Raw genomic sequence first — 20,015 nt, 5'->3', positions numbered from 1 at the left:
AAACTGATCATTGGGTCAAAATCAGCAATGTAATAACTTACTTTTTCTCCCTTTATTATGTGCTACTGACTTATTGGTTAGCTTCCTATTACAATTCTAGCGAGTTTCATGAAAAGAAACGTGCCTTTCGTACTAAAAATTTACGCAATCGTTCCCGGTAACGATACCAAGCTTTACATTACAAAAATATGATGTGCATCCTTAATCCGCGCATTATAATAATTAAATGCAAAAGTAGTGACCTTATCCTCTTTAATTAGTGATGATTATTAAAGTCCCGTGAGACTCTAAATACTCCAAAATAACTATCGGCATCGGCCTCGATTTTGCTATAGCGTAGCTATGCGTTCTAATACTGAAGCCTTCTCTGCCGCAAAAACAGAATGGTTATATCATGCACTCTTAACTGGCACTATAATTGTTTTTTCCCTTCACACACACTTATTATGAAAAAGCTAGTTTTATTTTCAATGCTCGTACTTGCGGGGATGGCAAGCAGGGCGTATTCGCAGGTCAATGTGAATATCAACATTGGAGCTCAACCTGCCTGGGGGCCTGCAGGTTACGATTATGCAGAGTATTATTACCTCCCAGGGATAGAAACGTATTATCACGTGCCCAACAGGCAATTCATCTATCTCAACAACGGAAAGTGGCTATACAGCAGTTCATTGCCTTCCCAATATCAGGGCTATGATCTTTACAGCGGATACAAGGTGGTGCTAAATTCCCCGAAACCGTTCCTGAACTACAAAGAGCACAAGGTTAAGTACGGGAAATACAAAACGTATAGGGGACAATCTACCCTAAGGAGCGGCAAAGGCCTATCCAAAAATAAATACAACCAAGCAGGCAACTCTCGTACTACGCAGGCTGTCAAGTCAAATAATAGCAAAAAAGAGTTTAAGAGTAATAACGGGAAGGGCGGAGAAAAAGGGAAGGGAAAAAACAAACATTAGTTAGTAGCCAAGAAAGACGGTTGCCTTGAGAAGTGGCCCTAACAGATCAAGGCAACCTCTTTCCAAGAAATTACCTGAATAAATTGACGACCCGTCCTCGCTCTAACGGTCTTTCTTTACGCTTATCTATTCGTTTTGCAACAAAAGAGGCTATCAGGCCTCCGAGCATATAGAAGGAGGTTGTCAACAGCTGAGTTTTTAGAGTTTTATTGCTTAGTTGGGGATTCAGCCCTATCGATTTGGGAAGGAATAAGGCTCCTACCCCTCCAGCCAACCCCAGCAGTGTTCCTTTGGGCACTACGTATTTTCTGTTTCCGGCTGCCGCCAGGCTGTAATAAAAAGTATTACTTAATATCTCTCCCGCAAGGGAAAGCGTATAAAGTTTTTGCTGACCCGGCACACTTTGCCCCGCCTTTCTTAACCCCTTAGATATCGCCTGCATTCCCAGCAGGTCCATCCTCGGAGCATCTTTATCTAATTTTCGGGTAACTTCATGTAATATTGTGAGGGCACAAGCTCCCGCCAGACCACCCCCTATTGCTGATAATACTTTCATAGATATCATAATAAGACATTTGGGCTGGAAATTGTTTAAACTCGCTATCCGAACAAGTCACTACTTAAATACCGGTCCCCCCGATCGCAAACAATAAAAACGATTACACCTTCCGTCAACTCAGCAGCTAGCCTAAAAGCCGCCGCGGCAGCGCCTCCACTACTCATTCCGGCAAAAATACCTTCCACTTTAGCAAGCTGCCTCGCCATTTCGGTAGCTTCAGCTTGCGAAACATCCATCACTCTGTCTACCCGTGAAGGGTCGAATATTTTCGGCAAATATTCTTCAGGCCACCTTCTGATTCCAGGTATGGACGATTCTTCGGTAGGCTGGCAACCTACGATCTGGATATCCTGATCCTGCTCCTTGAAAAACATAGAGGTTCCCATTATCGTTCCCGTGGTGCCCATGGCACTTACAAAATGGGTGATTCTTCTATCTGTATCTCTCCATATCTCAGGTCCCGTTGTTTTGTAGTGAGCCAGATAATTATCAGGATTAGAAAATTGGTTTAACAGGAAATATTCGCCTGAGGCCCCTTTTTCCTCCGCATAATCTCTGCAAGCTTCAATACTATCCAGCAACACGACCCTTGCTCCGAATGCTTCCATGGTAAGTGTTCGCTCACGGGTTGAACTTGAAGGCATTACCAACTCGATGTCTAAATCAAACAAGCGGGCAATCATGGCCAACGCAATGCCTGTATTCCCACTCGTCGCCTCAATTAGCTTCATTCCCGGCTTCACTTCGCCCCGGTCTACAGCGCTTTTTATCATATTAAGCGCAGGACGATCTTTGACACTTCCTCCCGGATTGTTTCCCTCCAGCTTGGCAAAAATCTGTACCGCCGGGTTTGGGTTTAACTTTCTAATCTCTACGAGTGGAGTGTTTCCTACTAAATCTAAAATACTTCCCATTACTGCGAATCTTTAACTTGCCTTTCAACCACCTTTGCTTTCGACTCGTGGTAGACCAAAGAATGAGGAGGAACGCTTTTGGTAAGCCAAACGTTACCCCCAATTATGCTATGAGCCCCTATCACTGTTTCTCCCCCTAAAATAGTGGCGCCGGCGTAAATAACCACGTGATCTTCTACCGTAGGATGTCGTTTGGTGGAAGCCATGTTCTTCTCCACACTTAGTGCTCCAAGAGTGACGCCCTGATAGATCTTCACGTTATTTCCGATTTTGGTTGTTTCCCCAATGACAATTCCGGTCCCATGATCGATATGCATGTATTCACCAATTTCTGCGCCCGGATGAATATCAATACCGGTCTTGGAATGAGCGTATTCGGTAAGGATCCGAGGAATCACAGGAATATCGAGTTTCAGCAAACCGTGCGCTACCCTGTAAAAAGAAATTGCATAAAATCCGGGATAAGCTCTGATCACTTCAAATTCGCTTTTCGCCGCTGGATCGCCATTCAAAATCCCCTGCACATCGGTATTTAACAGAGCATAAAGGTCTGGAAGCTTCTTGAAGAACTCCCTCGATTTCTCCTGATTGTCGCAATTCTCACAAGCTTTAGTGGCATTCATGATCTTTGTCAACTCACTCTCCAACAATTGCAATTCGTGCTCAATTTCCTCCACTGAAGAGAAAAACTTTTTGGATTGCTCCGGATATAGTAATCGAATCAGCTTTAGAGCCCAGGTAGCTATTTCCTTATTGGAAGGAACTGCTTCTATGTCCTGGTGCTTATCAAAAATATGCTGGAAAAACTCCTGATTCATTATTGTAAGAATTCGGGGCAACTTTCTGAATTAAAAGCTACGCCACAATTTTAGGAAAAAGAATCTTTTTTAATTGTAAAAATGAAAGGCCCTAATGGCGATCCTTTCGCAATATGTCAATAGTATAGTCAATCATGGAAGATGAAATCCCAAGGTGCGTTACAAAGCGAACTTTCTGATGCCCAAAAGTTCCGCATTTGATGCCATGATCGGCCAATCTATTTACAAAGTTGTCAGCAGAATACGAATCTATTAAATCTGCAATGATAATATTTGTATCAACAGGGAGCATATTTTTAACAAAATGGCATTCCTGCAGCGCCTGTCCCAATCGTTTTGCCTGCTCATGATCTTCCTTCAGACGAGCAATGTTATGTTCTAAGGCGTACAATCCTGCGGCTGCCAGGTAGCCCGCCTGTCGCATTCCTCCACCGAAGGCTTTCCTCACCCGTCTGGCCTTTCTGATCAAATCTGTACTTCCTATCAGAACTGAACCCACAGGGGCACCTAAGCCTTTCGAAAGGCAGATGGAAATACTATCGAACATGTGCCCGTATTTTTTTGGGTCATCATGAGTTTCTACCAGGGCGTTAAATATCCGGGCACCATCTAAATGCAAATACAAGTTCTTTAAGCGGCAAAGATGATATATGGGTTCGATCTCGCTTGCCGTATAGTAACTTCCTCCTCCCCGGTTTGACGTATTTTCAAGCACTACCAGGCGTGTATGAGGGTAATGAATATTTGAAGGATTGATAGCTGATTCAATCTGCTCCGCTGTTAACCTGCCCCGATCCCCTTTAATCAATCTAACTGAAGCCGCAGAATTGAAAGCGATCCCTCCACCCTCATACCTGTACACATGGGAGCCTTCTTCACATATTACCTCATCCAGAGGCTGAGTAAGACACTTAATGGCGATCTGGTTTGTCATAGTTCCTGAAGGGCAAAACAAACCCGCTTCCATCCCAAACATCTGTGCAAGTTCTGCTTCGAGCTGATTTACCGTTTCATCTTCTTCATAAACATCATCACCAACAATGGCGGCAAACATCGCTTCAAGCATGCTCGGTGTAGGCTTAGTAACCGTATCACTTCTTAAGTCAACTATCATAGAATTAAAGTAGAGATAAAACAATAATACAAACAGAAACTTTAAAGTTTTTTAAACGTGTATAGATTAATTTTTACTTTAGGGCACTAAACAAATTCAAAATGATCATCATTGCTGACGGAGGCTCCACCAAAACTAACTGGTGTTTACTTAATGAGGATAACAAGAAAGTATATTTCAATACAGAGGGATACAATCCATACTTCGTGGATCAGGAATATGTAATCAACTCTTTGAAAAAAAATCTTCCTCAAGACCTGGACCTGTCAAAAATTGAAGAGGTGAACTTTTACGGAGCAGGCGTCCATAATGAGGAAAAAGCAGCAGAATTGGCAGGTGCCTTTTCAGCCGTATTTACCAGCAGCCAGGTATTTGTAGGCCACGACCTTCTTGCTGCTGCACGGGCGCTACTTGGCAAAAATGAAGGTTTCGCAGCAATCTTAGGTACCGGGACCAATACCTGCATATATAACGGGGAGGAAATCATAGAACACATTGACTCTGGGGCTTATATTCTTGGTGATGAAGGCAGTGGCTGCCATATAGGAAAAAAACTGCTGGTAGATTATTTGAGAGGTTACATGCCGGAAGAAGTGAGGAAAGAGTTTTGGGAGACGTTTAAGCTTACCCCTGATGACGTGCAGGAAAATGTATACAGCAAACCTTTGGCAAACAGGTTCTGTGCTAGCTTCGCAAAGTTCGTATACGATTGTACTGCGAACCGGAGCTATACTCGTCAGCTAGTAAAAACAAGTTTCAGCGAATTTTTCAAAAACCTGGTTAGCCACTACCCTAATTATCAAAAGTACAGCTTAAATGTTATTGGATCTGTGGGGTACAGTTTTCGGGATATACTTGAGGAAGTTGCTGGAGAATACGGCATGAAAATAGGCAGGCTGGTTCGCTCTCCGATAGATGACTTGGTACAGTTTCACGTGGACAACCGCGCAAAAGCTTAAAGCGAGAGGCCTATAGCACTTTTAACGTGTTGTAGGCTTTCTCATTCTATTCCTTAATGAAAGAAAGCTCTTTCTGAAATACCTTGGCGTATTTTCTTCTGTCAAATTTATACAAGGTTGCGGCCCTGTAAGACACGCCCCTTTGCTTCTCATCCAACTCTTTCAAAATCCCATAATTCAACATTTTCTTACGAAAATTTCTCTTATCCAACTTTCTGTTCAGGATAGCCTCATACACGTTCTGTAACTGCGTCAGCGTGAACTTTTCCGGCAGCAGTTCAAAGGCAATAGGCTGATCGCTAATCTTTCGCCGAATCTTCTCCAGGCTCTTCTGGAAAATCAGGGTATGATCAAAAGCCAGCTGAGGAAGGTCTGCTACCGGATGCCAGAACGCTGTTTTTGCGTAGTTGGAATGCGGCCTAACCTCTATCTTACTGCTCAGCCGGATCAATGCATAATAAGCAACTGTGATAACTCTTCCCTCCGGGTGCCTGTCCAGGTCGCCGAAGGTGTACAACTGCTCCATATAAATATCCCGCAGTCCTGTCAACTCGTACAAGGTCCGCTCCGCTGCATAGTCTATCCCCTCATCATGCCCGACAAATAAACCGGGAAGCGCATAGCAATCTTTGAACGGAGGCTCATTTCGCTCAATCAACAAGATCTTAAGAACACCTTCTTCAAACCCGAAGATTACACAGTCAACTGAGAATACAGAATCAAATTTTGGAAGCGGAGTTTGCAAAGCGGTATATTTATTGTGAAAATATAATTGTTCGCACAAAAGTGGAAAAAATTCTTAGATTTTTCGCTTAGTGTAAGTCTTACACCTTATATTCGGCAAATATTTTCAAATGAGCGTGTCAACTATTAAGAAAATCGGTGTTTTTACTTCAGGGGGTGATGCACCAGGAATGAATGCCTGCGTACGCGCAGTAGTGCGCACGGGGATTTATTCAGGCGTAGAAATGGTTGGTATACAACAAGGGTATCAAGGCATGATTGATAAAAAATTTATCAAGATGGACGCCCGCTCAGTATGCCACATCATTCAGTTAGGAGGAACCATACTAAAAACAGCTCGTTGCCTTGATTTTAAAACAAAGGAAGGTAGAGCTTTCGCATATAAAAACATTAAAGAAGCCGGTATTGATGCTCTTGTTGCCATTGGCGGTGACGGTACTTTTACGGGTGCGGAGCTACTTTCCAGAGAGTTTGACATACCAGTAATCGGCGTGCCAGGTACTATTGACAACGACCTTTATGGTACTGATTTTACCTTAGGCTATGACACTGCCACCAATACAGTAATTGACGCGATAGACAAAATAAGAGACACTGCTGCTTCTCACGACAGGCTTTTCTTCGTTGAAGTAATGGGAAGAGATTCTGGGTGTATTGCGTTGCAGGCAGGGATTGCCGGAGGCGCAGAAGCGATTTTGCTACCCGAAAAGGATACAGCAATTGAGGACTTGATTTCCAAGCTTGAAGCAGGTGCAGGAAGTAATAAGACCTCGAGTATCGTAATTATAGCAGAGGGCGAAAAAAATGGCGGCGCTTATAATGTGGCCAAACGCGTAAAAGAAAAATTTAATTTTTACGATGTTAAAGTAACTATTTTAGGACATTTGCAGCGGGGTGGATCACCTACCAGTTTCGACAGGGTTTTAGGAAGTCGGTTTGGCTATGCAGCAGTAAATGCACTGCTCGCTGGCGAAAATAGGAAAATGGTAGGTCTCGTATCTAATAAAATTCAGTTAACCGACATTCAGGAGTCAATAACAAATCACTCAACGAAGCTGGAAGAAGATTTACTTGAAATGTCACATATCCTAGCAATTTAAGGCTGGAGTAAAATTAAAATGATTGCGGTAATCTATAGTGGGTCGAGAAATGCAGACTGGAAATTGTCTGACAGAGGGCAAATAGTATCAGAATTTAGAATGCCAGGAATCAATCCTTTTCTGTATGATGAGAAGTTTATCAGCAATCTATTAAATAAAAAAAACGAGCTCATCACCTATGCCGAAGAGATCAAACGGATTTACTTCTATGGGGCAGGAGCAACGTCGAAAGATAGACAACAAATCATCGTTAATGCCTTTAACAAATTCTTCCGCTATGCGAAGGTAACTGTAGGACATGATTTGACAGCGTCGGCCATAGCAACGTGCGGCGACCAGCCCGCAATAGTAGGTATTTTGGGTAGCGGATCGAATGCTGCGTATTTCAACGGGAAGAAGATCAAAGAAAATAACTTTGGGATGGGTTACATCCTGGCAGACGAAGGATCAGCGAACTGGCTAGGAAGACGTCTGTTGAAAGATTATCTCACCGGATTACTTCCTGAGAAGTTTGAACAAAAATTCGTTCAAAAATTCAACCCCGAGAGAAAACAGATCCTTGACAAAGTCTACAGAAATCCTCAGCCAATCTTATTTTTGACATCTTTCACCGACTTCCTGGCCGAGAACAGACAGGAAAAATACGTGGACGATCTGGTAAAAAATGGCTTTAAAATTTTTTTTGAAACTTATATTCTTCCTCTTGCAGAAAAACACCCAGATTTGCCAGTACATTTCACAGGGGCCATTGCTGATATTTTTCAGGACACTATAAAGGAGATGGCCGATGGATATGGAATAAGCGTTGGAAATATTATCAGGAAACCGATTTACAATATTTTGAATTATTACACGAATAAAAATTAATAGAAAATGAAAGTTGGAATTAACGGATTCGGCCGCATCGGTCGTTTAGCTTTTAGAGCAGCTTGCGAACGCAATGATATTGAGATTGTGGGCATCAACGACCTGGTTGAACCAGATTACATGGCTTACATGTTAAAATATGATTCTACTCATGGCAAGTTCAATGGAACTATTGAGGTGCAAAACGGGAATTTGGTAGTTAACGGAAAAACTATCCGTGTTACTGCTGAAAAAGATCCGGCTAACCTTAAGTGGGATGAAGTAGGTGCAGAAGTTGTTATTGAGTCGACTGGCTTGTTTCTTACTCAGGAAACTGCAGGAAAACATATCCAGGCTGGTGCTAAGAAAGTAGTGATGTCTGCTCCTGCAAAAGACGATACTCCTACTTTCGTAATGGGCGTTAACCATAAACTGCTTACCGCTGAGCAGACTATCGTTTCAAATGCATCTTGTACCACAAACTGTCTTGCTCCAATTGCGAAGGTATTGAATGATAAGTTCGGCATCCTGGAAGGCTTAATGAGTACTATCCACGCTGTAACTGCGACTCAAAAAACCGTTGACGGCCCTTCTGCTAAAGACTGGAGAGGTGGACGTGGTGCTTACCAGAACATCATCCCTTCATCTACAGGTGCAGCTAAAGCAGTAGCTTTGGTTATCCCTGAACTAAAAGGAAAACTAACTGGTATGGCTTTCCGCGTTCCTGTACCGGATGTTTCTGTAGTTGACTTAACTGTTCGCCTTGAAAAACCCGCTTCTTATGCAGACATCAAAGCGGCGATGAAAGAAGCTTCTGAAGGTGAATTAAAAGGCATCTTGGGTTATACTGAAGACGAAGTAGTATCTCAAGACTTCCTGACAGACGCTCGTACTTCTATCTTTGATGCTAAAGCTGGCATCGCATTGAATGACAACTTTGTTAAGGTTGTTTCCTGGTACGATAACGAGTGGGGATACTCAAATAAATTAATTGACCTGGTTCAATTGATAGGTACTTTGTAGTAAACTCAAAACTACTATATTAGCCCTGTAATTAAATTTTACAGGGCTTTTTTATTTTTATCTAAAGATCTTAACTCTACTTTCATTTGCAATTGGGAGTTATTGAACCGGTTTTGATGAAGGATTTAAAAGCGCAATTTATGGATCTCGACAACAGCTTCCGGGCGGCGTGGTAATGGACTTCAAGAAGATTGGAAAACATATCTTTGGATGGATTCTCTTTTTATTTTATGAGTTTCTCTTAAAGATCTCAGGTAAGGGAAACTTTATTCCGGAAAGAGAGTATAGCATTCACCTCATCCTGATCTTTGTAATTTTCTATTTTAACTCCTTCCTGGCCTTTAATTCCCAGATTAACCTCAGGTCCAACCCCATTTTCTTGTGCCTCCTTACCCTTGCAGAACTCCTCATTTACGGAGCATTTACAACGCTTTCCTTTCTGGTACTGGAGAATACGTCGATGAGAAATTTCAACGGAACAACCTTGCTGGAATACTTAGATGAGAACGCCTGGAGAGCCATGTACTTTGTTTCCTTATCGTTCTTTTATTGGCTGGGAGTAGCTCATGTAAAGCAACGAAGAAAAAGCCGGGAATTAAGCAAACTACAATTACAATTGCTCGCGGAAAAGTCTGAGATGGAAAAGAAATTGCAGGTTAGCCAGAACTCGTTTCTCCAATCGCAAATAAATCCGCACCTACTGTTTAACACCTTAAATTTCATTTACAACTCAGTTCAGAAGGCATCAGATGAGGCTTCTGAAATGGTAATGATCGTGAATGATCTAATGCGGTATGCTTTGCGCGAACCGGACCATGAAGGAAAAATAGAGCTAGCCGAAGAAGTTTTAAACGTCGAAAACTTCATCCGTTTAAATCAGCTCAGATTTGGGAACAAGGTCTTTGTAAATATTGTAAAAACGGGATTAGAAGAAGAAGTGCGTATCTACCCTCAGGTACTTCTGCCACTAGTAGAGAATATGTTTAAGCACGGTGACCTGAGTGAAGTCAAAAACCCCGCGCTTATTCACATCAATTACGTAAATGGTATTCTTTATTTCAGGGCTGTAAACAAAAAACGAAAAAGGAAAGTTATAAAGAGCAGCTCGATCGGTTTGGCGAATGTTAAGCTCCGTTTGAATAATTACTATCCGAACGATCACGAGTTTAAAGTGCAGGAATCGAAAGATAGCTTTCAGATAAATCTTGTCATAAGATTAAAATAGAACGGCTGTGAAAAAAGCTTCTACCATTATTTTAGTTTGTCTTTTTCTTATGCTGAACCGAGGCTTTGCTCAATTTGCGTCGGCTGGTATGAGTAATACTGTTTCCCCGTTTGAAGGAGAATGGGAATGGGAAGACAACGACCTTGAACACAACTTTGTGCTGAAAATTATCCGCTCAGGAAACTACCTCAAAGGCAGTTATTGCAGCGTGATGAAAAAAGGCTTGAAGATTGATTGTGCCGAGGAAAACGCTATTTCATTTGCCGGACCAATCCCCGCTACCACCACCTTTATCGTTCCATTCAAATCAGCTTTTTCAGAGTTGACGGGGAAACTGCAACTAACGTTCGATGGCTTCAATATTCTCTGGGAAATACTTGAACAACCCCGCGGAGAATTTTACGTACCGAAACAAGCTATACTAATAAAAGATCGTAACAACAGCCCTAATTAAATGGCCTGACACCTAAAGCTCCAGGTATTTATTCAGTCTTGCAATATTTTGAGCACTGCCAAATACGTACAGGACGTCATCTTGCTTGATTTCATCATTAGCCGCAATCTCTGTTAGGTAACGGCTACCCCTTTTTATAGCAAGCACCGTCACCCCATGATTAGAACGCAAGCCGGAGTCCATAATCGTTTTTCCAACGATCGAGTTTCTCCCCTGCTCAACTGGCAGAGCCGCAATTTCCATGTCTGAAAGATGAAGCGGAGGACTAAAAGAACTATCGGTCATTGCATGTACTTCCCGAAGCATTTCATAGTTATGAGATCGTATTTGGCCGATAAACTCCTGTATCTCATCTTCCGGCACTAAGTACCGTTTCAATACTCTACTAAAGATCTCGATAGACGTACCGAATTCCTCGGGGATAACCTCATTTGCACCTAATTTAAGGTTGTCTTCTATCTCCTTCAAATAGCGGGTCCTTACAATAATATGAGCGGTTCGGGTAAACTCACGCACCCTACGAATGATGTTCTTAGTAGCGGCCGGGTCAGAAATCGCCACAACTACCACCCTGGCGTTTTGAATGGCAACATGTTTTAAAATAGTTTCATCGGAAGCATCCCCAAACACAACGGGTTCATTCCGCTCTTTAATTGTTTTAAAAATATGAGGATCGAGTTCGATAATCTGATACGGAATTTTAGCCTGCCTTGCCGCTTTTGCGACATTCTCGCCATTTAGTCCGTGGCCGATAATCACCAAATGCCCGGTCACCTCCTCCTTAATACTTTCCGTACCTGTTCTTCCCCGTGACATTGATTTCAGCCGTTTGCGAACGCGCTGAGGTAAAGAAAGCCTTAAAATATAATCGGTAATTTGCGAAGAGTACTTAATGGCGAATGGAGTAATTGCCATCGTAATAATTGAGATAGCTAAGAAGTACTGATAAACTTCTTCCGACATCAAGTTATTTTCAAGACCTGTAACCGACAGAACAAAGGCGAATTCTCCTACCTGAAACAGGCTTAAGGCTGTAATAAAAACCGTCCGGGGCGGATAAGACATCACCAGCACTGTGACGATCAGTATGAGCACTTTCACCAAAATCGCAGCGAGTGTAAGAAGAAAAATAGTTCCCATGTGCTGGATAAAAAAATTCAGGTTCAACAGCATTCCGATTGAAACAAAAAAGAAGCTAATAAAAATCTCCCGAAAGGGCAGGATATTGGCGGTGGCCTGATGACTATAATCAGATTCAGATATAATAAGTCCGGCGAAGAAAGCCCCTAGCGCGAGCGACAAACCGACCGAGGAGGTAAGCCAGGCTGTAGAAAAACAGATTACTATAGTGGTAAGAATAAAGAGCTCCCGGCTCTTGGTTTTAACGACCTGATTAAGAATTACAGGTACTACGTATCGGGACAGCACAATAACAACGCCGATAATCGCGGCAATTTTAACAACTAGCCAAAGGATAGTAGATTGAAGATCACCTCCCTTCCCTCCCATCAGCGGTGAGATGAGCATCATTGGCACCACAATGATATCCTGAAAGATCAGAACCGCCACCGACATGCGTCCGTGAGGAGCAGTAGTCTCGCCCCTCTCCTGCAACATCTTCAGAACGATGGCAGTACTACTTAAAGAAAGCAGAAAACCCATGAAGATGCCTTCTTTACCTGGCAGCCCCATAATGTAACAAAGAGTAGCCGTCAGTCCAATGGTACCAAATACCTGTAAGGATCCGGCACCCAGCACGGTGTATTTAATTTTTGAAAGGCTATCCAGAGAGAACTCAATCCCAATAACGAACAGTAAAAAAATTACCCCGATTTCTGCTAACAGCTCTACCTCATGCGTAGCTTCGATTAAACTCAAACCGTGAGGTCCTGAAATGATTCCGGTAAGTAACAGACCAAGTACCGACGGCAGGCGTAACATCTGAAAAAGCAGAATAATTACTACCGACAACCCTAAAATGATAATTATATCCTGTAAAAGAGGAACTTCCATAGAACCTTTGCAACTGTGACAGAAAGAAGATCGCCGTAATCCCTGGAGATACCTAAAGCACCCGGCGCGCTGTAAAACTATTAAATTAAACTAAAGATTAACAACGGACTGTGATTGAAAAGGACCATCATAAAACAAAAGAGGAGCGTATTCGCCCCTCTTTAACCTTACCAGAATTTAGCAGTTCGGTTGAATCTTTTCAGTACCACCCCGGATAATGGTGGCAGATTAAGGGTAGCAGACTGAGAGCTGCCATGCCAGTGTACGTTTTCAGTGCTAATGTGTTTTGCAATTTCAAACCCGCTTCCGTAATACTGCTTTTCGTCTGAGTTGAAAACAACTTCCCAGTCACCATGATGAGGGAGCCCCACCCGATAGTCGTATCGTGGAATCGGTGTTAAGTTTAAAATTATAACCAGCTTACTGTCGGCAAGATCATTTCCTTTGCGGCAGTATACCAGTACCGAATTTTCCGCATCTCCGGCTTCTATCCAGTGGAAGCCATCCCACTCAAAATTCTTCTCGTAGAGCCCCGGCTCTCCCCTATAAAGCTGGTTGAGCCCCTTTACCAATTCCTTCATCCCCTTGTGCGGGGCTAAGTCAAGTAAATGCCAGTCTAATGATTTTTCTACATTCCACTCAGCCTTCTGGCCAAATTCGCTACCCATAAACAGCAGCTTAGCTCCCGGATGAGTAAACATATAGGTATAAAGCACCCGAAGATTAGCAAACTTCTGCCACTCGTCTCCAGGCATTTTATTGATCATCGCATGCTTGCCGTGTACCACCTCATCATGAGAGAGAGGAAGCATAAAGTTTTCGGTGAAAGCATATACAGTACTGAACGTTATCTGACCGTGATAATATTTGCGATTGATAGGATCTTCCTTGAAATACTTCAATGTATCATGCATCCAACCCATCATCCACTTCATCCCAAAACCAAGACCGTCGCTAAACACAGGCTTACTGACTCCCGGAAACGCGGTTGATTCTTCTGCTATGGTCTGTACATCCGGAAAATGTGAATAAACAGCGATATTAAATTCCTTTAAGAAGCTAATGGCCTCCAGATTTTCCCTGCCGCCAAACTGGTTAGGAATCCACTCTCCTTCTTTTCGGGAATAGTCCCGGTAAAGCATTGATGCAACTGCATCAACCCGCAGTCCATCCACGTGGAAGCGCTCGAGCCAAAAGATGGCGTTGCTTATTAAAAAAGATCGTACTTCATTACGACCGTAATTGAAGATATATGATTTCCAGTCGGGATGAAAACCCTCCTTCTCGTTCGAATGCTCGTAGAGGTGTGTTCCATCAAACCGAAAAAGGCCGTGGACATCTCCTGGAAAGTGTGAAGGAACCCAATCGAAAATGACTCCTATTCCGTTCTCATGCAGCTTTTCAATGAGGTACATCAAATCCTGGGGAGTTCCGTAAAGAGATGAAGCAGCAAAATAGCCGGTAATCTGATAGCCCCAGGAAGGATAAAAGGGGTGCTCCATCAAGGGCATGAACTCCACATGAGTGAAACCCATTTCCTTCACGTAAGGAACAAGGTTATCAGCCATAATACGATAGCCGAGATATTTAGCAGGGTCATCAGGACTGCGCATCCAGGAACCAAAATGAACCTCGTAAACGGAGTAAGGACTATTCAGGCTGTTGTGTTTATAACGATTCTGCATCCAGTCGTTATCCTTCCACTCATACCATGTATCCCAAACGATGGAAGCAGTGCGAGGGGGTTCTTCCCAGCGCAACGCGTAAGGATCTGATTTTTCAAGTTCTTCTCCCGAGTTCGAGCGAATGAAAAACTTATAAACTTCTCCGTTACCGATATTAGGGATAAAGCCCTCCCATATCCCGGAACTATCCCAGCGAAGAAACAATGGATGAGACTCGCGGCTCCATCCATTAAAGTTTCCTATTACTGATAGATATTTAGCGTTTGGCGCCCATACTGCAAAATAGGTTCCGGTACGTCCCTCTACCTGCATTACATGAGAACCTAATTTCTCATATAATTTATAATGCTTGCCTGATCTGAACAAATGTATATCGAAGTCAGTAAATCTCGAAAACGGCCTGACGCTGTTATCGCCAGACGCAGAAACTTCTGCTGGCGCCTTCTTATCCGACTTCTTCACACTTTTTTTTATCATCTAATTACTTGAATTTCCCTGAAATTTTTATTTACCTGAATATTTACACGTTTTAATTCATCAAACACAAACTCCTGCTGCAACTCTTTTCCGTCTACCAATATTCTTGTAGGTAAGAAAGGCATACCTATTAACTTCAATTCATAGGTCTGGTATCTTGGCGTATATAGACCTTCCGACGATTGTCGGATGTTGAAAGTGTTGGCATCACCCTTCACCACGAACTTCTTCTCGGTGTAGATATCCTGCTCATAGGCAAAGGTATCTCCGTGATCTTCGAAATAAAAGGAATTTACCTCATAGTTGGAATAGTAGATCTGGAATTTGATTTCATCCGGCTCGATCTCTCCAACATATTGCATCAATGGCCACTCGGGGATTACAGACCCTGCTTTTACAAAAATAGGCATGCTATCTAAGGGCGTAAGAACAGTATGCTCTTTACCTCCTTCAAACACCTCGTGGGTCCAGTAATCATACCAGGATCCCTGAGGCAAATACACTACCTTTGATTTCTGCCCCGCATGAAACACAGGAGAAATCAGGATCTTATCTCCGAAGGTAAATTCATCCTCACGATAGAAGTTGGTCGGATTCTCCTGTTCCGTCATTACCAGCGGACGTAAAATTGGAAAGCCGTATTTATGTTGCTCCCAGAAGGCAGAATAGATATATGGTAAGAGACGGTATCTCAATTCGATGAACTTCCTGTTGATATCCTCGAATTCCACGCCGAAGCTCCATGGCTCGCGCTCTCGGGTGTCGCCTGCAGAGTGAGCTCTCATAAATGGTGTGAAAACACCCAGCTGAATCCAACGGGTAAAAAGCTCACCATCTGGTTCACCGGTAAAGCCGCCGATATCAGTACCGCAAAAAGAGATCCCTGACACAGACAAACGCTGGCACTGCAAAGACGCGAGCTTCAAATGCTCCCATGAAGCCAGATTGTCTCCGGTCCATACAGAAGAAAAACGTTGAACTCCGGAATAACCGGCACGGGTAATAGTAAATGGTCGTTTATTCTTCTGCAGCTTCTTCAAGCCGTCATAAGTAGCGCGAACCATTTGCATCCCATACACATTATGAGCCTTGCGGTGCGATCCCCGATGACCATCATAGTTATGGCGTACGTCGTTAGGAAAGGTTCCAGAACCGAAAACAGCCGGTTCGTTCATATCATTCCAAACCCCTGCAACTCCCACTTCAACAAGTTCTTTGAACAAGCCACCCCACCATTCCCTTACTTCCGGATTGGTGTAATCCGGGAATTGGCAACGACCCGGCCACACGTGACCTTCCATAAAGTAGTCGTCGCTGCGGCGGCAGAAGTACTTATTTTCTTTTCCTTCGCGGAACACCCAGTAGTTTTCGTCGACCTTGATACCCGGGTCAATGATTACCACGGTTTTGAAGCCGTCATCAGCAAGCTCCTTTACCATCTTCTTAGGATCCGGGAAATACTTTTTGTTCCAGGTGAAGCAACGATAGCCATCCATGTAGTCGATGTCCAGGTAAAGAGCATCACAAGGAATTTTTCGATCCCTGAAATTTTGCGCCAGGCGTTTCACCTTGCTTTCGGGATAGTAACTCCACCGGCACTGGTGATATCCAAGCGCCCATTGTGGCGGCATTGGGTGCGTTCCGGTTAAGGACGAATATCTTTTCACGACGTCCATCATATGCGGACCGTGGATATAATAATATTGCAACTCTCCGCCATCAGCCCAGAAACTCGTCTTATTAGCCTCCTGATGAGCGAAATCGAAATGCGTTTTATAGGTATTGTCGAAGAAAATCCCGTAACTAACCCCTTCTTTTAGACCAATATAAAAAGGTATAGACCTGTAGAGTGGATCCTGATTTTTAGCAAAAGAGTAGGTGTCGGTATTCCAGTTCTGGAAACGTTTTCCACGAAGGTTAAATTCAGTAGGTTTATCACCTAAGCCATAAAAATGCTCGGTGTCCTTACAATGCTTGGTACAATACACGTAGTAACCACCAAAATCGGCGTTCTCCTCCCAGTGCATTGGGATAAAGTCCTGGTTAGTAACGATCCCTTGATTATCCTCGAAAGAAATTAGAAAGTCTTTTTTATTGATCAGACAAACGACCGTGTTCGTTTTAACCTTGTAAAAATCATCATCTTCATCAAAAGAAAAGACGGTTACCCTTTGTTCAGGCTTTGGCACAGCGTAGGAAAATTCTTCCAAAAAAGTTCCGTGCGGAGCCAGGCGAACCCGAATAATCTCATCACTTACTACCCTCACTTCTACGCGGGCCTCTCCATCTGAAAAGTAAAAATTATTGCCGTTCTGCACATGTTCCTTTACCGGCTTCAGATACCTCTTTTCGATTGGCATTAACCCAATGATTGGGTTATTGACGTGTTGAATCCCTTCCTCTAACTGCTCAATGCTTATTTCTGGTAAAGATTCTTTGTTCTCTTTTTCTACCATTAAATCTTAATATTTCTTACTGATAACTTTGCTTTCCCTTTAGATAGTATCAGCTATTTAACCAGAGTTGCCCTTTAAACGATTGCAGACGTTTATTGTTTACTTCATGGCAAATTAAAAACCTTCACAGGTATTGTGCTGATGTTCCGGCGACTAAATATATATAAAAAAACCCTTTAAAGTTCGCCCAGGGCCTAAACAATCCTTATACAGGCGTACTTTTATAATGTTACATTTAAAGAATGAAAACTTTTAAAGCAGTTTTTTTACTGGCTATTACCATCATCACCTTTGTAGCTTTAGATAAGAAACTGGGTATGATGCCTCCTCTTGGGAAGTTTCTCAATCCATTCAAGGGCTTTTGGCAAAAGGCAGAACTACAGCAACTTCCTGACAAAAATTTTGAAATAGAAGGCTTAATAAGTGAAGTCGAGATACTGTTTGATGATCACGCTATCCCTCACATTTTCGCAGAGAACGACCACGACTTGTATTTTGCTCAGGGCTACGTCACGGCCATGCACCGCTTGTGGCAACTCGATTTTCAAACCAGATTTGCGGCGGGAAGGCTGTCCGAAGTAGTGGGTGAAAAAGCGCTGGAGCTGGACCGTTATCAACGACGGCTGGGGATGACCTACGGCGCAGAAAACATGGTAAAGGAACTGGAAAAGCACCCAAAAATAAAAGCAATGACGGAGGCCTATGCAGATGGCATCAATGCTTATATCAGTTCGCTTTCCGCGGAAGATTACCCGGTAGAGTTTAAACTACTGGATTACAAGCCGGAGAAATGGACTGTGCTGAACACCGGCTTACTCCTCAAGCTCATGTCGGCTACCCTGGCGGGCGGATCGGATGAATTCTACATGAGCAATGCGCTTGGTAAATTTGGCCCTGAGGTAATGAACGACTTGTTTCCCAACTATCCCTTCAGAGAAGAACCGATCATCCCGAAAGGCACCCCCTGGAAGTTCAAACCAATAGAGCCTGAAGCGTCAACAGGCACCAGCTTCATCGGCCATACCGATATAAAAACTCGGGAGAAACGAGAGGGCATTGGAAGCAATAACTGGGCAGTATCGGGCAGCAGAACAGCCAGTGGCTTTCCTCTGTTGGCTAATGATCCACACCTCGACCTGACTCTGCCTGCCATATGGTATCAAATCCAGTTAGTCGGGCCCGGGATTAATGTAAATGGCGTGTCAATTCCTGGGGCTCCAGGGGTAATTATCGGATTTAATCAACAGGTAGCCTGGGGAGTAACAAACGTCGGGTCAGATGTATTGGATTGGTATGAGATCAAATTTAAGAACAACCGCAAGGAGGAATACTTTCATGAAGAGGGCTGGAGAAAAACCTCCAAGCGCATCGAAACTATTAAAGTGAGAGGTGGGAAAACGCTTTCAGACACCGTGTATTACACGCATCATGGACCGGTGGTTTATACTCAAAAACCAAAGAATTTCGGGAAGGCGTCGAATATTCCGGCAGGTTACGCGCTCCGCTGGATTGCTCATGATCCTTCTGTAGATGTTGCTACTTTCTATTATTTAAATCGGGCGAAAAACTATAACGACTACCGTAAAGCGCTTACTTTTTACACGGCTCCCGCTCAAAACTTCGCTTTCGCGAGTGTAGAAAACGATATAGCTATCACAGCCAATGGCTACTTCCCCCTTAAGCGCTCAGGACACGGCAAGTTTTTACTGAACGGCAGTGAAAAACAAGCCGAATGGCAAGGCCGAATCCCGGTGGAACATAATCCGACTGTATTAAATCCTCCCCGGGGTTTTGTCAGTTCCGCCAACCAACCCTCCACAGACCGCAGCTATCCCTACTATTTAAACTGGGACTTTGCCGGATATGAACGGGCGAACAGGATTAACACTCGTTTGACCGCCATGCAGAACGCGACAGCAGACAGCTTGCGAAAACTACAGACAGACAACTTCAGTGTACTGGCCCAAAATGTACTTCCGCTAATGACTCAGGCTTTGAAAAGCGACCACCTGAACGCTACCGAGCAGGAGGCGTTTAACTTGCTGAGTAAATGGAACTATACCTATGACGCCCAATCCATCGCTGCCAGCATTTTCGAAATTTGGCACAAGGATCTGCACAAAAAGATTTGGGACGAGTTCCATGATCCGGAAAAACCGATGCGCACACCCTCCAGGGACCGGACTGTTCAGTTACTATTGAAAGAACCGCAGTCGCGCTGGTTCGATGTCGTTGCCACTCCTGTCAAGGAAAGTCGGGAGCAGTTAATCCAAGCCTCCTTTAAATTTGCTATCGATAGCCTTTCCCGGAAGTTTGGTTTGTTGGGAAAAAAATGGCAATGGGGCTTTGTTAAAAACACACATATCCCGCATCTGGCGAAAATCCCGGGTTTTGGTTCAGGACTGCTATTTACCGGGGGCTCAAAAACTTCGGTTAACGCTCTCGCAGAGAGCAACGGCCCCTCCTGGAGAATGGTGGTCGATCTCGGCCGAACACCCAAGGCGTATGGAATTTTCCCGGGCGGGCAGTCGGGCAACCCGGGCAGCGTGTTCTATGACGACATGATTTCAAGTTGGACTGAAGGTCAACTTGACGAACTCCTTTTTCTCCGTTCGAAAGAAGAAAAAAATCCCCGAATCAAAGGAAGATTAACTTTATCAAAAAAATAA

16 protein-coding genes are annotated in these 20,015 nt (G+C 43.5%); 8 read left to right on the top strand and 8 right to left on the bottom strand.

Annotated features, from left to right (window positions below; genetic code table 11):
* The first annotated feature begins 446 nt into the window (after positions 1-446).
* On the top strand, positions 447-959 hold the full coding sequence (locus J4N23_RS15615; protein WP_207428632.1) for a hypothetical protein: 513 nt from the start codon (positions 447-449) through the stop codon (positions 957-959).
* Positions 960-1,029: 70 nt separating this feature from the next.
* On the opposite strand, the gene J4N23_RS15610 is transcribed toward J4N23_RS15615, so the two are convergent.
* From J4N23_RS15610 to J4N23_RS15595, 4 genes are all read right to left on the bottom strand, one after another.
* Complete coding sequence (locus J4N23_RS15610; protein WP_207428630.1) at positions 1,030-1,515, bottom strand: hypothetical protein; 486 nt, start codon at positions 1,513-1,515, stop codon at positions 1,030-1,032.
* A gap of 44 nt (positions 1,516-1,559) precedes the next feature.
* On the bottom strand, positions 1,560-2,432 hold the full coding sequence (gene cysM, locus J4N23_RS15605; protein WP_207428628.1) for a cysteine synthase CysM: 873 nt from the start codon (positions 2,430-2,432) through the stop codon (positions 1,560-1,562).
* Positions 2,432-3,250: a serine O-acetyltransferase EpsC gene (epsC, locus tag J4N23_RS15600; RefSeq protein WP_207428626.1), complete on the bottom strand. Its 819-nt coding sequence runs from the start codon at positions 3,248-3,250 to the stop codon at positions 2,432-2,434. The genes cysM and epsC overlap by 1 nt, the downstream gene beginning before the upstream one ends.
* Positions 3,251-3,341: 91 nt before the next feature.
* Positions 3,342-4,364: a low specificity L-threonine aldolase gene (locus J4N23_RS15595; protein WP_207428625.1), complete on the bottom strand. Its 1,023-nt coding sequence runs from the start codon at positions 4,362-4,364 to the stop codon at positions 3,342-3,344.
* Positions 4,365-4,465: 101 nt separating this feature from the next.
* Here J4N23_RS15595 and J4N23_RS15590 point away from each other — a divergent pair, with 101 nt between their 5' ends.
* Entirely contained in the window at positions 4,466-5,323 is an 858-nt protein-coding gene (locus tag J4N23_RS15590; RefSeq protein WP_207428624.1) for an N-acetylglucosamine kinase, read from the top strand.
* Between the two features lie 46 nt (positions 5,324-5,369).
* On the opposite strand, the gene J4N23_RS15585 is transcribed toward J4N23_RS15590, so the two are convergent.
* On the bottom strand, positions 5,370-6,068 hold the full coding sequence (locus J4N23_RS15585) for an NUDIX domain-containing protein (protein ID WP_207428623.1): 699 nt from the start codon (positions 6,066-6,068) through the stop codon (positions 5,370-5,372).
* 115 nt (positions 6,069-6,183) lie between these two features.
* On the opposite strand from J4N23_RS15585, the gene pfkA reads away from it, so the two are divergent.
* The 5 genes from pfkA to J4N23_RS15560 all read left to right on the top strand — a co-directional run bounded on the left by pfkA (position 6,184) and on the right by J4N23_RS15560 (position 10,715).
* Positions 6,184-7,167: a 6-phosphofructokinase gene (gene pfkA, locus J4N23_RS15580; RefSeq protein WP_207428622.1), complete on the top strand. Its 984-nt coding sequence runs from the start codon at positions 6,184-6,186 to the stop codon at positions 7,165-7,167.
* 18 nt (positions 7,168-7,185) lie between these two features.
* Positions 7,186-8,034, top strand: a complete 849-nt coding sequence (locus tag J4N23_RS15575) for a hypothetical protein (protein ID WP_207428621.1) — start codon at positions 7,186-7,188, stop codon at positions 8,032-8,034.
* A 6-nt stretch (positions 8,035-8,040) separates the two neighbouring features.
* On the top strand, positions 8,041-9,036 hold the full coding sequence (gene gap / locus J4N23_RS15570) for a type I glyceraldehyde-3-phosphate dehydrogenase (protein ID WP_207428619.1): 996 nt from the start codon (positions 8,041-8,043) through the stop codon (positions 9,034-9,036).
* Positions 9,037-9,211: 175 nt separating this feature from the next.
* The gene (locus J4N23_RS15565; protein ID WP_207428618.1) at positions 9,212-10,261 is read left to right on the top strand and encodes a sensor histidine kinase; all 1,050 of its coding nucleotides are present in this window, start codon (positions 9,212-9,214) and stop codon (positions 10,259-10,261) included.
* 7 nt (positions 10,262-10,268) lie between these two features.
* Complete coding sequence (locus J4N23_RS15560; protein ID WP_207428617.1) at positions 10,269-10,715, top strand: hypothetical protein; 447 nt, start codon at positions 10,269-10,271, stop codon at positions 10,713-10,715.
* A gap of 12 nt (positions 10,716-10,727) precedes the next feature.
* Here J4N23_RS15560 and J4N23_RS15555 read toward each other — a convergent pair whose 3' ends face one another.
* The 3 genes from J4N23_RS15555 to J4N23_RS15545 form a co-directional block, all read right to left on the bottom strand.
* Positions 10,728-12,728: a monovalent cation:proton antiporter family protein gene (locus tag J4N23_RS15555; RefSeq protein ID WP_207428616.1), complete on the bottom strand. Its 2,001-nt coding sequence runs from the start codon at positions 12,726-12,728 to the stop codon at positions 10,728-10,730.
* 167 nt (positions 12,729-12,895) lie between these two features.
* A complete protein-coding gene (glgB, locus tag J4N23_RS15550; RefSeq protein WP_207428615.1) occupies positions 12,896-14,890 on the bottom strand; it encodes a 1,4-alpha-glucan branching protein GlgB in 1,995 nt (664 codons plus the stop codon).
* Positions 14,887-17,346 (bottom strand): glycoside hydrolase family 31 protein, encoded by a 2,460-nt coding sequence (locus J4N23_RS15545; RefSeq protein ID WP_207428614.1) that lies wholly within the window; start codon positions 17,344-17,346, stop codon positions 14,887-14,889. The genes glgB and J4N23_RS15545 overlap by 4 nt, the downstream gene beginning before the upstream one ends.
* Before the next feature lie 242 nt (positions 17,347-17,588).
* Here J4N23_RS15545 and J4N23_RS15540 point away from each other — a divergent pair, with 242 nt between their 5' ends.
* Positions 17,589-20,015 carry a penicillin acylase family protein gene (locus J4N23_RS15540; RefSeq protein ID WP_207428613.1) on the top strand — a complete coding sequence of 809 codons (2,427 nt, stop codon included), beginning with the start codon at positions 17,589-17,591 and terminating at the stop codon, positions 20,013-20,015.

This window comes from Pedobacter sp. SYSU D00535 (genome assembly GCF_017355855.1).
GTDB lineage: Bacteria > Bacteroidota > Bacteroidia > Sphingobacteriales > Sphingobacteriaceae > Desertivirga.
The sequence above is the reverse complement of the archived record's forward strand: the minus strand, read 5'-3'. Positions and strand labels throughout refer to the sequence as shown.

Excerpts from the sequence above, each read along its gene's own strand:
- J4N23_RS15610 (WP_207428630.1), bottom strand. The coding sequence starts at position 1,515 with ATGAAAGTATTATCAGCAATAGGGGGTGGTCTGGCGGGAGCTTGTGCC.
- J4N23_RS15555 (WP_207428616.1), bottom strand. The coding sequence starts at position 12,728 with ATGGAAGTTCCTCTTTTACAGGATATAATTATCATTTTAGGGTTGTCG.
- J4N23_RS15590 (WP_207428624.1), top strand. The coding sequence starts at position 4,466 with ATGATCATCATTGCTGACGGAGGCTCCACCAAAACTAACTGGTGTTTA.
- glgB (WP_207428615.1), bottom strand. The coding sequence starts at position 14,890 with ATGATAAAAAAAAGTGTGAAGAAGTCGGATAAGAAGGCGCCAGCAGAA.
- J4N23_RS15545 (WP_207428614.1), bottom strand. The coding sequence starts at position 17,346 with ATGGTAGAAAAAGAGAACAAAGAATCTTTACCAGAAATAAGCATTGAG.
- J4N23_RS15565 (WP_207428618.1), top strand. The coding sequence starts at position 9,212 with ATGGACTTCAAGAAGATTGGAAAACATATCTTTGGATGGATTCTCTTT.
- J4N23_RS15615 (WP_207428632.1), top strand. The coding sequence starts at position 447 with ATGAAAAAGCTAGTTTTATTTTCAATGCTCGTACTTGCGGGGATGGCA.
- epsC (WP_207428626.1), bottom strand. The coding sequence starts at position 3,250 with ATGAATCAGGAGTTTTTCCAGCATATTTTTGATAAGCACCAGGACATA.
- J4N23_RS15575 (WP_207428621.1), top strand. The coding sequence starts at position 7,186 with ATGATTGCGGTAATCTATAGTGGGTCGAGAAATGCAGACTGGAAATTG.
- J4N23_RS15540 (WP_207428613.1), top strand. The coding sequence starts at position 17,589 with ATGAAAACTTTTAAAGCAGTTTTTTTACTGGCTATTACCATCATCACC.
- cysM (WP_207428628.1), bottom strand. The coding sequence starts at position 2,432 with ATGGGAAGTATTTTAGATTTAGTAGGAAACACTCCACTCGTAGAGATT.
- gap (WP_207428619.1), top strand. The coding sequence starts at position 8,041 with ATGAAAGTTGGAATTAACGGATTCGGCCGCATCGGTCGTTTAGCTTTT.
- J4N23_RS15595 (WP_207428625.1), bottom strand. The coding sequence starts at position 4,364 with ATGATAGTTGACTTAAGAAGTGATACGGTTACTAAGCCTACACCGAGC.